Annotated in this window: 13 protein-coding genes; 9 read left to right on the forward strand and 4 right to left on the reverse strand. The window is 43.1% G+C overall.

Annotation, left to right across the window (positions count from 1 at the left end):
* Together J5X92_RS13000 and typA are read right to left on the reverse strand one after the other, a co-directional pair.
* Entirely contained in the window at positions 1 to 393 is a 393-nt protein-coding gene (locus J5X92_RS13000; RefSeq protein ID WP_013782795.1) for a response regulator, read from the reverse strand.
* Positions 394 to 575: 182 nt separating this feature from the next.
* The gene (gene typA, locus J5X92_RS13005) at positions 576 to 2,405 is read right to left on the reverse strand and encodes a translational GTPase TypA (protein ID WP_013782794.1); all 1,830 of its coding nucleotides are present in this window, start codon (positions 2,403 to 2,405) and stop codon (positions 576 to 578) included.
* 432 nt (positions 2,406 to 2,837) lie between these two features.
* Here typA and glnA point away from each other — a divergent pair, with 432 nt between their 5' ends.
* The 4 genes from glnA to glnG all read left to right on the forward strand — a co-directional run bounded on the left by glnA (position 2,838) and on the right by glnG (position 7,533).
* Positions 2,838 to 4,247 (forward strand): glutamate--ammonia ligase, encoded by a 1,410-nt coding sequence (gene glnA / locus J5X92_RS13010; RefSeq protein ID WP_013782793.1) that lies wholly within the window; start codon positions 2,838 to 2,840, stop codon positions 4,245 to 4,247.
* Positions 4,248 to 4,352: 105 nt separating this feature from the next.
* A complete protein-coding gene (locus J5X92_RS13015; protein ID WP_013782792.1) occupies positions 4,353 to 4,922 on the forward strand; it encodes a hypothetical protein in 570 nt (189 codons plus the stop codon).
* 126 nt (positions 4,923 to 5,048) lie between these two features.
* Positions 5,049 to 6,134 carry a nitrogen regulation protein NR(II) gene (gene glnL, locus J5X92_RS13020; protein ID WP_013782791.1) on the forward strand — a complete coding sequence of 362 codons (1,086 nt, stop codon included), beginning with the start codon at positions 5,049 to 5,051 and terminating at the stop codon, positions 6,132 to 6,134.
* Complete coding sequence (glnG, locus tag J5X92_RS13025; RefSeq protein ID WP_208805902.1) at positions 6,124 to 7,533, forward strand: nitrogen regulation protein NR(I); 1,410 nt, start codon at positions 6,124 to 6,126, stop codon at positions 7,531 to 7,533. Before glnL ends, glnG begins: the two co-directional genes overlap by 11 nt.
* 115 nt (positions 7,534 to 7,648) lie before the next feature.
* On the opposite strand, the gene J5X92_RS13030 is transcribed toward glnG, so the two are convergent.
* Positions 7,649 to 8,788, reverse strand: coding sequence for an HD domain-containing phosphohydrolase (locus J5X92_RS13030; protein ID WP_013782789.1), 1,140 nt, complete (start codon positions 8,786 to 8,788; stop codon positions 7,649 to 7,651).
* A gap of 232 nt (positions 8,789 to 9,020) precedes the next feature.
* Between J5X92_RS13030 and J5X92_RS13035 the strand changes: the two genes are divergently transcribed.
* From J5X92_RS13035 to J5X92_RS13050, 4 genes are all read left to right on the forward strand, one after another.
* The gene (locus J5X92_RS13035) at positions 9,021 to 9,746 is read left to right on the forward strand and encodes a 1-acylglycerol-3-phosphate O-acyltransferase (protein ID WP_208805903.1); all 726 of its coding nucleotides are present in this window, start codon (positions 9,021 to 9,023) and stop codon (positions 9,744 to 9,746) included.
* Positions 9,747 to 9,776: 30 nt separating this feature from the next.
* Positions 9,777 to 10,175, forward strand: coding sequence for a ribonuclease E inhibitor RraB (gene rraB / locus J5X92_RS13040; protein WP_013782787.1), 399 nt, complete (start codon positions 9,777 to 9,779; stop codon positions 10,173 to 10,175).
* Between the two features lie 113 nt (positions 10,176 to 10,288).
* A complete protein-coding gene (locus J5X92_RS13045) occupies positions 10,289 to 11,128 on the forward strand; it encodes a choice-of-anchor H family protein (RefSeq protein ID WP_013782786.1) in 840 nt (279 codons plus the stop codon).
* Positions 11,129 to 11,310: 182 nt separating this feature from the next.
* The gene (locus tag J5X92_RS13050; protein WP_208805904.1) at positions 11,311 to 12,717 is read left to right on the forward strand and encodes a sensor domain-containing diguanylate cyclase; all 1,407 of its coding nucleotides are present in this window, start codon (positions 11,311 to 11,313) and stop codon (positions 12,715 to 12,717) included.
* Positions 12,718 to 12,744: 27 nt separating this feature from the next.
* Here the strand turns inward: J5X92_RS13050 and J5X92_RS21090 are convergent, their stop codons facing one another.
* A complete protein-coding gene (locus tag J5X92_RS21090) occupies positions 12,745 to 12,999 on the reverse strand; it encodes a hypothetical protein (RefSeq protein ID WP_244360775.1) in 255 nt (84 codons plus the stop codon).
* On the opposite strand from J5X92_RS21090, the gene J5X92_RS13055 reads away from it, so the two are divergent.
* On the forward strand, positions 12,923 to 14,146 hold the full coding sequence (locus J5X92_RS13055; protein WP_244360771.1) for an extracellular solute-binding protein: 1,224 nt from the start codon (positions 12,923 to 12,925) through the stop codon (positions 14,144 to 14,146). The two genes, J5X92_RS21090 and J5X92_RS13055, sit on opposite strands and share 77 nt — an antisense overlap.
* Positions 14,147 to 14,173 lie beyond the last annotated feature (27 nt).

Below are 14,173 nucleotides of genomic sequence, written 5' to 3' on the forward strand. Positions count from 1 at the left end.
TTAGCTAACGCGACTTTTCGTTTTTGCTTGCACAACAGATTTCGCCTTTGCGGCCAAGGCGTCCATTTCCAAGGGTTTCGCTAAAAATCCAGACACGCCTAACTTGCGCGCTTCCATAACGAGTTCTTTATTAGGATCGCCAGTAATAAGTAAAAAGGGAACGGATAAATTCGCAGAGCGGCATGCTTTCAACAAACTTAACCCATCGAATTCTTTCATGACTTGGTCGCTGATAATAAGCTGAAGTGTGTCTGGCGTTTGTTGGAGTAAGAATTCACGAGCAATTTTACTTCGGCTAAACGGATAAACCGTCGCCGACAAACGGGTTTCTAATGCATCGGTAATAAGATCGAGCGTAATAACATCGTCTTCAATAACTGCTACAGAAAACACGGGCTTTGCCTTTTTAATTTCAATAACTTGATAATAGAGGCCAAATTCGATGTTGCCAACTCATCTTTCGTCGACATTTTGGCAAAAAACGTGAATATAAAAAAAACGCCAGCTTTCAAGCTGGCGTTTTTGAATCATATCAATGCATTTGAAAACTAATTAAGTTATCAAAGCAGTGGTGATTACTTTTTCTCGCGTGAAGAACGCTTACGTTCGTTTTCAGTAAGTAACTTCTTACGAATACGAATAGATACTGGCGTAACTTCAACTAGTTCGTCTTCATCGATGAACTCAAGCGCTTGCTCAAGAGACATCTTGATAGGCGGAACCAAAGTTTGCGCTTCATCAGTACCAGATGCGCGAACGTTGGTTAACTGCTTACCTTTAAGGGCATTTACAGTTAGGTCGTTATCGCGGCTGTGAATACCGATAACCATACCTTCGTAAACTTCTACACCGTGACCGATAAACAAACGACCACGCTCTTGAAGGTTAAACAAGGCGTTAGTTAGGGCTTTACCGTTAGCGTTAGCAATAAGAACACCGTTCTTACGCTTCCCAATGATACCGCCTTTGTATGGGCCATAGTGATCAAACGTATGGTAAAGCAAACCAGAACCAGACGTCATCGTCATGAATTCTGTTTGGAAACCAATCAATCCACGGCTAGGAATTACGAAGTCGATACGTACACGGCCTTTACCATCTGGAGACATGTTGGTCATTTCAGCTTTACGCAGACCAAGTTGTTCCATGATTGAGCCCTGATGCGCTTCTTCACAGTCAACCGTTAGTGTTTCAAACGGTTCTTGTGTTTCGCCATTCTCTTCTTTAAGAATAACTTCTGGACGTGATACTGCTAGCTCGTAGCCTTCACGACGCATGTTTTCAATAAGGATACCCAAGTGAAGTTCACCACGACCTGATACGCGGAATTTATCCGGATCTGGTGTTTCTTCAACACGTAGTGCAACGTTATGTACTAGTTCGTCGTTCAAACGCTCTAGAATGTTACGTGAAGTAACGTATTTACCTTCTTTACCAGAAAACGGTGAAGTGTTTACTTGGAAAGTCATGGTCACTGTTGGTTCATCAACAGATAACGGTGTCATTGCTTCTACTTGGTTAGTATCACAAATAGTGTCAGAGATTTTAAGCGAACCTAAACCTGTGATTGCGATGATATCGCCAGCACTTGCACCTTCAACTTCATGACGTGCTAGACCAAGGTAACCATATACTAAGCCAACTTTACCGTTACGCTTCTCACCTTCAGCAGTAACAACAGTTACTTGTTGGTTTGGCTTAACGGTACCGCGCTTAATACGACCAACACCGATTACACCAACATATGAGTTGTAATCAAGTTGAGAAATTTGCATTTGGAATGCACCAGAAGCATCAGCGTCTGGAGGCGATACTTGGTCAACAATCGTTTGGAACAACGCGTTCATGTCTTCTTCAGGTTTGTCGGCGTCTAGTGAAGCCCAACCATTCAGTGCAGAAGCATAAACAACTTGGAAGTCTAGTTGATCGTCAGTTGCGCCAAGGTTGTCGAACAAATCGAATACTTGATCCATAACCCAATCAGGACGTGCGCCTGGCTTATCAATTTTGTTGATAACAACAATTGGCTTTAAGCCTTGAGCAAATGCTTTTTGTGTTACGAAACGCGTTTGAGGCATTGGACCTTCTTGCGCGTCTACTAGAAGCAACACTGAATCGGCCATTGACATTACACGCTCTACTTCACCACCGAAATCGGCGTGTCCTGGAGTATCTACGATGTTGATACGGTAGTCGTTCCAGTTAATCGCAGTGTTTTTCGCTAAGATTGTGATGCCGCGTTCTTTCTCGATGTCATTCGAGTCCATCACGCGCTCTTCTTGCTCACCGCGAGTTTCAAGAGTGCCTGACTGTTGTAACAGTTTATCAACCAAAGTTGTTTTACCGTGGTCAACGTGAGCAATAATAGCAATGTTACGTAATTTATTAATATCAGTGGTATTCATCTAGGGAGCCTGTGTAAATCATTACATGATGTTAAGCATGCATTAGATTTGTTGCAAAAAATGCAGATAGTAAATTTTGCGCGGATTGTACAGAAAAACCACGGCGTTTGCGCACCTTTTTTTAAAAGGGAGGCATGTTTTTCACTATTATAGTCTTTGATTAACGAATTTATTACTTTTGCGCCCTGTTTTCGGTGGTAAGTGAAGACAAGTTACTCTAGGCTAGCTAACGGCTACTTAAGTTTAATTTGCACCAAAATATAGCGATTGAGCACCATTATAGTGCAACACCATTAATCATTCAGTTATCCTCTTGCTGCTAAGCCAGCAAAATTGGAATCACGATAGATGGCATGAAAATCGCTTTTAGTTTTTCCACTGTTGGGATGAAGCTGATCATTCCGCATTTTTACATTAAACCTGGAGGACACGATGTCAGTAGAAAAGGCATTAGAGCTGATTAAAGAAAGTGAAGCGAAATTTGTTGATTTGCGCTTTACTGATACTAAGGGTAAGGAACAACACGTATCGATTCCTGCTGCTACGGTAGACGAAGAGACATTTGAAGAAGGTAAAATGTTCGATGGTTCTTCAATTGCTGGCTGGAAAGGCATTAATGAATCAGACATGGTACTTATGCCTGATCCTACGAGTGCGGTAGTTGACCCATTCGCAGAAGAGACTCAAGTTAATATTCGTTGTGACATCCTAGAGCCTTCTACTATGGAAGGTTACGAACGTGATCCACGTTCTGTTGCGCGCCGTGCAGAAGAATACCTAAAATCTACCGGCATCGGCGACACCGTATTCTTCGGTCCAGAGCCAGAATTCTTCCTTTTTGACGATGTTAAATTCCACACAGATATGGCTGGCTCTTTCTATAAGATTGATGCTGCTGAAGCAAAATGGAACTCAGGCGCTGATTTTGAAGGCGGAAACATGGGTCACCGTCCTGGTGTTAAAGGCGGTTACTTCCCAGTTCCTCCAGTAGATTCAGCACACGATATTCGTGCTGCTATGTGTTTAGTAATGGAAGAAATGGGCTTAGTTATTGAAGCGCATCACCATGAAGTTGCTACTGCTGGTCAAAACGAAATCGCTTGCGAATTCAACACACTAGTAACGAAAGCAGATGAAATCCAAGTTTATAAGTATGTAGTACATAATGTAGCTCACGCTTATGGCCAAACTGCTACGTTCATGCCTAAGCCTCTTGTAGGTGATAACGGTTCTGGTATGCACTGTCACCAATCAATCGCTAAAGATGGCGTAAACATCTTTGCGGGTGATAAGTATGCTGGTCTGTCTGAAGAAGCGCTTTTCTACATTGGCGGTATTATTAAACACGCTCGTGCAATCAACGCTTTTGCAAACGCATCAACCAACTCTTACAAGCGTTTGGTTCCAGGATTTGAAGCACCGGTAATGCTTGCATACTCTGCACGTAACCGTTCTGCATCTATCCGTATTCCATACGTAACTAGCGATAAAGCGCGTCGTATCGAAGTACGTTTCCCTGACCCAACAGCTAACCCATACCTTGCTTTCTCAGCAATGCTTATGGCTGGCCTTGACGGTATTAAGAACAAGATCCATCCTGGCGATTCTATGGATAAAGACTTGTACGACTTACCACCAGAAGAAGCGGCAGAAATTCCAACCGTTGCTAGCTCGCTAGAAATGGCACTAGAAGCATTGGATAACGACCGTGAGTTCCTTAAAGCGGGTGGCGTTATGACTGACGACATGATTGATGCATACATCGATCTTAAGTCTGAAGAAGTAACTACGCTTGCCATGACAACTCACCCAGTTGAGTTCGACATGTACTACAGCGTTTAATTAACGCTTAAGTGCTTATTTATACAAAAGCCCGCTTATGCGGGCTTTTTTTTATGCCAAAGCTTTTCTACTATATAAGTAAGAAACTATGAGTGGGTCTTCCTATTGACTATTTATCCCTACATTGCGTTGCTTACGGTGATGGTGTTACTCCCCAGTGAAAGCCATGGGCAAAGCACATCAAACGACCCTGATGAGTCTACTACCTCAAGCTCTCCTGTTTATAAAGTGAAGCAAGCCGATGGCACTATCCTTTATACCGATAACCCTTCACCAAAAAGCGACCCTGTTGAGTTTGAAGCGAAAACACAGAATGTAGTGTCTAGCCCCTCAACACCGAAACCCGTTTTCGCTCAAACAACTAAATCCAAGGAGGTTGCCTATAAGGTGGTTATAGCCTCTCCTGCCCCTGAGGCTACTCTTCGAAACAACGCCGGAAACTTCACCATACGAGCGAACCAGCCGACTTCAGTGAAGGCGCCCCGCTATCAGTTAATTTTTGATGGCGCCCTATTGCAGAGCAATACAACAGGCGTATTTACCTTAAATGGTATAAATCGGGGCGAACATCAGTATAAGGTTGAGCTAACAGATAATAAGGGCAAGACTCTTGCATCCTCTGCACTACAAACGCTGTTTCTACATCAAGCATCAGCGTTAATAAATAGCAACTAACGTTCGAAAGTAGCGCAAAGCCCGCACCATAGCGGGGAACAGAAAAAAAGTAACACCAATTCTGTGCCTACAATTTTTACCGATACGTTACAATGCACCCATATAGTGCAGAGGAGATAAGCTCGGATGCAATCTACCGAGTTAGACACGCAACAATTTTTGAACAGCCTGAATACTGCGCTTGTGATGGTAGACAATAGATTAAATATTGTTTACGCCAACCACGCAGGAGAAGCCCTGTTTGAAACTGGCAGAAAGCAACTATGCGGTCATCGACTTGATGACTTTTTCCTGCCTGGAAATATCGACACCACTCGTTTACGCGCAGCACTAAGGCACGGAGAAGACTTTACCGAAAACGAAATTCGCCTTTGTTTTAGAGATAATCGCAATGTCATGGTTGATTTAACCGTAACGAACTTGCAGTTAGAAGAAGGGGCTAGGCTACTATTTGAAGTAAAAAAAATAGATCAGCAAAAGCGAATATCCCGTGAAAATTTACAAAACGCACAACATTATGCAGCTCGCGAACTTGTCCGTGGGTTAGCTCATGAAATTAAAAACCCATTAGGGGGCATTCGCGGGGCGGCGCAATTACTTGAAAAAGAATTGAGCGAAGAGCATAAAGAATTTACTCAGATGATCATTGAGCAATCTGATCGACTTAGAAATCTAGTCGACCGTTTGCTTGGACCAAATTCACTGCCTCGGTTTAATTGGAGCAATGTGCATCAAGCATTGGAGCAAGTGCGAAGCCTGATGCGGGTTGACTCAGAAACCCCTATCACCATCATTCGGGATTACGACCCTAGTATTCCACCTCTGATGATTGACGCCGATATGATTCAGCAAGCTGTTTTAAATATTGTCAGAAATAGTATTCAGGCGTTAACCGAAAGTGAAACGCCTGACCCTCAAATTCGCTTGGTAACGCGTATTGAGCGACAGATGACTATTCAGGGAAACCGCCATGCCCTAATCGCTAAAATAAAAGTGATAGACAATGGCCCAGGCATTCCCTCAGAAATAAAAGACACGCTTTTTTACCCCATGGTGAGCAGTAAGCAAAATGGTTCCGGCTTAGGGTTATCGATATCGCAAACATTGATAAACCATCACGGCGGAAAAATAGATGTAGAAAGCCACCCTGGGCACACTGAATTCGTAATTTATATTCCGATAGACCGCAAGGAGACAGACAATGACGAATGAGTCAGTATGGATTGTCGATGACGATAGTTCTATTCGTTGGGTGCTTCAAAAGGCCTTACAAACAGCAAGCATTGGATGCTTGTGTTTTGAAAACCCGCAAGATTTACTCCTTCAATTACAAAGCGGTCAAGCGCCAGAAGTGATTATCTCTGATATTAAAATGCCGCAGATGGACGGCATGACATTGCTTAATGAAGTTCATGCTACGCACCCCATGATGCCGGTAATCATCATGACAGCACATTCCGATTTAGACAGCGCGGTAAACGCCTATCAAAAAGGGGCATTTGAATATCTACCTAAACCCTTTGATATCGATGAAGCGGTCACGCTGACTCAACGTGCGTTAGCCCATGCAAGAGAGCAGTCGAAAACGCAGCAAGCCCCTCAAGACGATCCGGAAACCGAAATTATCGGAGAAGCACCCGCGATGCAGGAAGTTTTCCGTGCAATCGGCCGATTATCTCGTTCTTCAATTAGTGTATTAATTAATGGCCAGTCAGGTACTGGTAAAGAGCTGGTTGCCCACGCCTTACATCGCCATAGCCCGCGCTCTAGTAAACCTTTTATCGCACTTAATATGGCCGCTATTCCAGCCGACTTGGTAGAGTCTGAGTTATTTGGCCATGAAAAAGGCGCGTTTACAGGTGCCCAAAATGCGCGCCAAGGGCGCTTTGAACAAGCTGACGGCGGCACCCTTTTTCTTGATGAAATAGGTGACATGCCTTTAGATGTGCAAACTCGACTTCTTCGGGTTTTAGCCGATGGACAATTTTACCGTGTGGGCGGCCATCAATCTGTGGCAGTAGACGTACGAATTATTGCTGCCACCCACCAAAACTTAGAAAAGCGTGTGGCTGACGGAAAGTTTCGTGAGGATTTATTTCACCGGTTAAATGTTATTCGTGTGCATCTACCGTCTTTATCTGAACGCCGTGAAGATATTCATTTATTAGCCCGTCACTTCTTACGCCGAGCAGCGAAAGAGTTAGATGTAGAAGCAAAAAGTTTAAGCAAAGATGCTGAAAAGTTAATGGCTCAGCTTCCTTGGCCAGGTAACGTAAGACAACTCGAAAACGTATGCCGTTGGTTAACCGTGATGGCTAGCGGACAAGAAGTGTTACCGAGTGACTTACCGCCTGAAATCCACTCAGACAACAGCATCGAAAAGCCCGCCGCCGAAGCGGGAGATTGGCCAGACTTACTCGCCCGTTGGACCGACAAACAACTTCGCGATGGCAGATACAATATTCTTAATGACGCCATGCTTACGTTTGAAAAAATTATGTTGGAACGTGCCCTTGAGCATACTCATGGCCATAAGCAAGATGCCGCTAAGCGTTTAGGTTGGGGCCGTAATACCCTTACTCGTAAACTAAAAGAGCTAGGTATTACGTAGTTTGCGCTAGCTTGTAAGGCCTGCTAATACACAAAAGCCCGCTTTATTCATTGTGAAATAGCGGGCTTTTCTATGCTTGTTGAAAACAAGAAATAGGTTCGTTACTAATTGGAGGCTAGCCGCCTTTTTTCAACAAACTTGTCATCGCCTGGTTGAACAACCTTACCCACTGCATGCTAAATTGCCCTTTAGCACTGCGGTTAATTTCAATAACTGCCTCTTTCTTAGATAGTTGTTTTTCATCATTGTGGGCACGAGAATGTGTCATCGCATCATAAGTATCAACAATGGCAAGTAACTTGGCCCCATCACAAATATCATCTTCTTTAAGGCCTAATGGGTAACCGGTGCCATCAGTACGCTCATGGTGCTGCATCACTATTTTACGGGCCAAATCCCATTGGTCTAAGTGTTCAAGCAAGCGGGAGCTTTTATACACATGGGAACGCATTAAGTTGAATTCTATATCGGTTAACGCCTCGCTTTTATGCAAAAGCTTTAGTGGCATAAATGCCATACCGAAATCATGTACATAACTGGCTACGGCTAGCTGAGATTCATCAATAGGTTTGCCTGCGGTACTATTAATATACAACGCTAACTTAGCAACCCTATCCCCTCTGCCTACCCAAAATTTCGAGCGCTTCTCGATGGTTTGCATAAGATCACGAAAGAAAAGAACATCCAATTTCTTTTCATTACTCATGTCTTTGGGTATACCCGACGTTGCCAGCGTAGGCGGTTTTATTTGAATATTTTCAGGGTTACTGTCGTCGGTTATTACGTCTAAGGCGGGGTTGAGTAATAATACAGCCTCGGTAAGACGTTTCTCATGTTCATCGCCATTATCCGGTGTAATTCGGCTTATCGCCATGACCAACTGTTGGTGCAAGGTATCGTCATATTCGGCTTTTCCTTCAGCCATAACAGCTTCTACAAATGCCTTAACCCTATCCATGGTAAGTAACACCAAGTCACTCATGGTGCTGGTATACGACACCTGTCCTTTACGTAAGTAATCGAGTAAGTCTTCTACATGCTGAAGCAAGGGGATCATGGGTGAGAAATTCACTAACCCAAGGTCGCCTTTAATAGTATGAATTGATCGGAACAACGCACGTTGCAGTTCATTGTCTTCTGGACGAAGCTCTAATTCTATTAATGTCTGCTCACTCGATTCGTAAAGCTCATTAATTTCTTCCATTAAGTCACAAAGAATATCTTCTTCGAGGTCGTCAGGTACAAATGTCTGCATTATGGATACCGGGTTGGTGAGGATAAGGTTTCACTTTCTCTTATTGTAAGATGCTATCGACCAAGTTACCTCATACTAAAGTTAAGTATTTTAGATTAACTTGCCTAATTTGAACGTATTTCTTGCGATACCATGGCAACAGAACCGCTAAAGCATCTATAATAACTCATCGGACAAGTGTACGCTGAAACTTACTTTATACTTCGCGCGTCATTTATATTCAGGAGTCACTTTGATAGCTTTACTACGCGTTCCCGCGCTGTTACTCACCTTTTTACTCGTCAATATAGCCCTTTTGGCGGTATGCATTTTTCGTCCTTTTCACAAAGATAACGTACATACGGCGGGTAAACTTTATTCGTTAATGTCTTACGTAATGGGTTTAAAGGTGATTGTGCGAAAAGATTCAGCGGTAGACATAAAAGAGCCCTACGTATTTATTGCGAATCATCAAAATAGCTACGACGTAATGACTATTTGTAAAGCCGCATTACCCGGCGTTGTCACTATTGGTAAGAAAAGCCTAAAGTGGATCCCAATTTTCGGTCAAATTTATTGGCTGTCAGGCAATATTCTCATCGACCGGAAAAATTCAGGCAAAGCCCGTAACACATTAGATATTGCAGCCAACCGTATTGCTAAGAAGCGTACCTCTGTATGGTTCTTCCCTGAAGGAACGCGAAGCTATGGACGCGGTTTATTGCCTTTTAAACAAGGTGCTTTCAGGCTGGCGAAAACCACCAAGGAACCCATCGTCATGGTTACTGCGAGTAATCTACACAATAAAGTAAAGTGGAATCGGTGGGACAATGGCGTAGTACTTATCGATATTAGTGCGCCTGAAGCCCTCACCGACGAAAAACCAATTAAAGCATGGATGCAGTATTTCAACGACCAGATGAAAAACAAAATGGCCCAGTTGGATGCTGAAGTCGCTGAAATGGAAAAAAGCAGGTAAACTTGCGAAAAATGATTGAGGTTTTGCTTTATGAGTCAGTTTGATGAACGAGAAGAATGGTATTCCTTTAATGAGGAGACCATAGAAGCGCTACTAGAAGACGGTAGCCAGGCCGATGCTGAATACACCATTGAGCATCACTTTGCGAGTAACGACTTCGACAAGCTAGAAAAAGCGGCGGTTGATACGTTCAAAGCGGGTTTTGAAGTGACTGACGCAGAAGAGTTAATGCTTGATGATGGTGGCACAATTTTTTGTTTCGATGCTATCATTGAACGAGCGTTAGACCTTGCAAAACTCAATGCTGATTCCGATACCCTACTTAAAATTGCTGACAAACAAGACGTTCAATACGACGGCTGGGGTACGTATTTCATGCCCCGCGGCGATGATGAAGATGAGTACGAAGACGACTACCTAGAAGATTGATTCTGACAGACTAATCTCTTTACTCAATACTACATTAAGGGTGGCTTCAGTTTTTGTTCATCTTATCTAATCAACAATGGCACCTGTTATTTTGATTAGAAAGGATGTTAACAATGAAATCACCCATTCAACCTCTTGCTAAGTTCTGTTTATTAGCACTATTACCCTGCTCGTTTATCAATACTTCATACGCCGAACAAGCGCTATCAAGTGACACAGTTTCTGTTGAATCAACAGAATATCGCTACGGCGCCGTTTACTCCCCTACTGAAACGTCCACGCAGGCTGCAATAAACGCGACTACCAAGAATGCCTTTACCAGTGCTATTAACGATACTGAAAACGGTAATGAGACCCAAACTAGCGTATTGGAATCATCTTCACTGGCTGAGAAAAAAGCGAAACGTGAAAGCCTTTTTAGCGGCACGAGTAAATCCTATGCCGAAGCACAATCAACCACACTATTGCCTGATTACTGGATTTATGACAGTTGGGTATCTTTAGACACTGATATCGATTATGACGGATATTATTCCGAATTTACCGTTGAGTTTGATGCAGATACCGTTTACGACAGTGCCCTTGTCTATGGGGTTATTTACTTAGGTAGAAACGATCGCTATGAAGCCATTCATGTTACCTCTGAATTTGTACTGTATGGTGAAGATTCCTCAGATTCATTTGTGGTAGAAAGTCGTCTGCTTTCAGGCTTTCCCGCTGCAGACTATGATGTGCTCATCGAGCTATATGATGCCTATTCCGAGCAACTGGTCGCTTATTCTGACGGCTATTGTGATGCCGACCTTGCTTACCTAAGTTTAGAAAGTGATAACCATGAGTATATCTACGAAGACACGGTCATAGTGGTTGAGGAACACGGCGGCAGTACGACTATCTTCGGTTTACTATTCATCGCCCTTACTCTAGTGGCGCGCAGAGTAGTTCGACACTAACACTTTACAGTTCACTAAAAAGACTTTCATTGAACGCGGCGTTTTATTCTTTTATCACTACACTAAAGTAGTAGAACAAAAAATAAGCATTATGCAATATGATTTGACCGCATAATGACTTACGAAAGTGGCTACCGATTGGCAGCCACATCGATATGTTAAGTCTAGATGGTATACGTGCGATGAAAATTGAAAATGTAAACCTGATCAACCTTTTGGAACATGCGCATATTGGCGTAGTGATACATTCTTGGGATTCGCAGATTGTTTACGTGAACCCTGCTGCTATGAAACTTTTTAAAACGTCACTTGAACGTTTACAAAACCGACATCTGGTAGAAGATGGATGGGAGTTGGTAGACAGGCAAAATCGCCGCCTGCATCCCGACGAATATCCGGTAAACAAAGTGACATCGCTAAATGTTTCGATTACTGATGAAATTATTGGCTTAGTCAATGAGGACAGCGGGGAGATCTGTTGGTTAAGTGTCAGTGCTTATCCGGAAAAGTCTGAGGGTGCAGGTTTTATGGTGGTTTACTTTACCGAAATCACCGAAAAAATTGCAGCGTTTTCATTCCTCGATATTGTGCAAAGCGCACAAGATATGATTATTGTTACCGAGGCGAAATCAATCGAGGGGCCTTTATCACCAAAAATCATTTACGTGAACGATGCCATTTGTAAGCTTACGGGATATTCTAGAGAAGAGTTAATTGGTGAAACGCCACGAATTTTTCAAGGTACGCTTACAGACAAAGAATCCACCTCTCGTATCCACTGTGCGCTTGCTGAGAACAAGCCAATAACGGAAACACTGCTTAATTATACTAAAACAGGTACCCCCTATTGGGTTGAAATGAGTATCTTCCCACTGAAAAATCAGCTGGATGAGGTCACCCACTTCGCTTCGGTCGAGCGAGACGTAAGTGCCGTTAAGTTCCACGCCGAGCAACTGAATAATCGTAATTTTGAGCTAAAGAGTATTCGTGAAAATTTAGAAGACTTGGTAAATCAACGTACCAGAGAGCTTCGGAACGTTAATGTGAAGCTTGAAAAACTGGCCTATTTCGACCCGCTCACAGACATTCCAAATAGGCGCGCCTTCGAAGAAGCATTAGATAAATCTACGCATTTTGCTCACCGTCACGGCTATTCTCTATTAATCGGCATTGCCGATGTTGACCATTTCAAAAAGCTCAATGATACCTTCGGGCATGCGTTTGGTGATGATGTATTAGTCGCTGTTGCGAAGTCGATGAAACAATTTTTCCGCCAAGAAGATGGTATAGGAAGAGTAGGCGGAGAAGAGTTTGCTTTTTGTATGGTATTACCAGGCTCCCATGATCCGAAAGACATTCTCGAGCGACTCAGAAAACGGATTGAGGTAATTTCAAGCTCACTTCCTGCACTTAAGGGTTATGACGTAACTATCAGTATTGGTGCTTATTATGTCACCGAGGTAAACCCCACTGAATTAAAAGAGATGATAAGCAAGGCTGATGAGGCGCTGTACTGCGCTAAACGGGAAGGAAGAAATCAGGTTAGCTTAGTAAGGCAATATAAAACGGAATTCAATTCAGTCAGTTAGTGGCATAACCTAAACGCTCAGAATCCGTTAATTTTTATCGTTCTTTTGTCTAAAGCTTCGCTCGTATTGGCAAATAACTTGGTAAATATCTAAAATCGATGCCAGAATAAAAATACTATAAAGAACAACTGGAATCGTTCTAATGCCACCCAGCCAACGTTTATCTTCTCGCCCTCGGCGTAGTTTTATTAAAAGAGCCGCTGCGCTGGGAGTAACCGCTGGCGTCACTGCCGGAGTAGCGCCTTTTGCAATAGGTAAGCCAACACCAACGTTAAGGGTCATGGGTACCCATGTCACGCTACAAGAAGAAATTCGTCAACACGCAATGGCTGATTTAGGCATTAATATCCAATTTCAGCCTGGTGGAAGTGCAACCGTACTGCAAAGAGCGTCAATGAATCCTGGTGCTTTTGATTTGTATGAACAGTGGTCAAACAGTATTAATGTTTTGTGGCGCTCGAAAGCTATTCAGCCTATCGAAAAGAAAAAGCTTACCTATTGGGATGAAATAAACGATTTAACCAAAACAGGGAAAGTAACTGAAGCCGCTCGCTTAGGCGCTGGTGATGCCCCCCATAAGATTATAAATGTACAAGCTGATGGCCGTTTAGGGGTTAAACATACAGACACCATTAGCTTTCTTCCCTATGTGCACAACGTAGACTCATTTGGCTACAATACGTCTCAATTTCCTGAACAACTCAAAAACCAAGAAGAAAGCTGGGGATGGCTACTCGATAGTCGGTTGTCTGGCAAAGTGGGGATTGTAAATGATCCCACCATTGGACTTTTCGATTTAGCCCTAGCGGCACAAGCAAAGGGCTACATTACATTTGAAGATATAGGGGCAATGACCACACAAGAGCTGGATAACTTATTCAGTATTCTTATTGAGTTATCCCAGTTAAATCACTTCAGTGGCTTTTGGACATCAGTGCCTGAATCTGTGCAATTTATGAAAAGCCAACGCGTCTCTATAGAGAGCATGTTCTCTCCTGCGGTATCGGCGTTAAACAGCCAAAACATTCCCGTTAAATTTGCTGCGCCGAAGGAAGGTTACCGAGGTTGGCATGGTGTAATGTGTTTATCGTCAGCTTCACAAGGAAGAAGTAAAGATGTGGCTTATGAATATATGAATTGGTGGCTGTCAGGCTGGCCCGGGGCATTTATTGCTCGTCAGGGCTATTACATCTCTAACCCAGAGCGCTCTGCAAAGTATTTGTCTCAAGCCGAGTGGGATTATTGGTACAAAGGGTTACCTGCAAGCGAAAATCTAAAAGGCCCGGCAGGTAAGGTTAGTGTTCAAAAAGGTGAACAGCGCTCAGGTGGAAGCTATGAAGATAGGTTTAGTAACATCGCAGTATGGAATACTGTCATGCCAACCTACGAATATAGCCTCCAAAAATGGTATGAATTTATTACGTCTTAACCCAATTGGTTAAGTCAAAGGCACAAT

It is taken from the genome of Alteromonas sp. K632G, from assembly GCF_017653625.1.
Lineage (GTDB): Bacteria > Pseudomonadota > Gammaproteobacteria > Enterobacterales > Alteromonadaceae > Alteromonas > Alteromonas naphthalenivorans.

Coding starts and splice junctions, on each gene's coding strand:
- typA (WP_013782794.1), bottom strand. CDS start 2,405: ATGAATACCACTGATATTAATAAATTACGTAACATTGCTATTATTGCT.
- glnA (WP_013782793.1), top strand. CDS start 2,838: ATGTCAGTAGAAAAGGCATTAGAGCTGATTAAAGAAAGTGAAGCGAAA.
- glnL (WP_013782791.1), top strand. CDS start 5,049: ATGCAATCTACCGAGTTAGACACGCAACAATTTTTGAACAGCCTGAAT.
- glnG (WP_208805902.1), top strand. CDS start 6,124: ATGACGAATGAGTCAGTATGGATTGTCGATGACGATAGTTCTATTCGT.
- J5X92_RS13030 (WP_013782789.1), bottom strand. CDS start 8,788: ATGCAGACATTTGTACCTGACGACCTCGAAGAAGATATTCTTTGTGAC.
- rraB (WP_013782787.1), top strand. CDS start 9,777: ATGAGTCAGTTTGATGAACGAGAAGAATGGTATTCCTTTAATGAGGAG.
- J5X92_RS13045 (WP_013782786.1), top strand. CDS start 10,289: ATGAAATCACCCATTCAACCTCTTGCTAAGTTCTGTTTATTAGCACTA.
- J5X92_RS13050 (WP_208805904.1), top strand. CDS start 11,311: ATGAAAATTGAAAATGTAAACCTGATCAACCTTTTGGAACATGCGCAT.
- J5X92_RS21090 (WP_244360775.1), bottom strand. CDS start 12,999: ATGACCCTTAACGTTGGTGTTGGCTTACCTATTGCAAAAGGCGCTACT.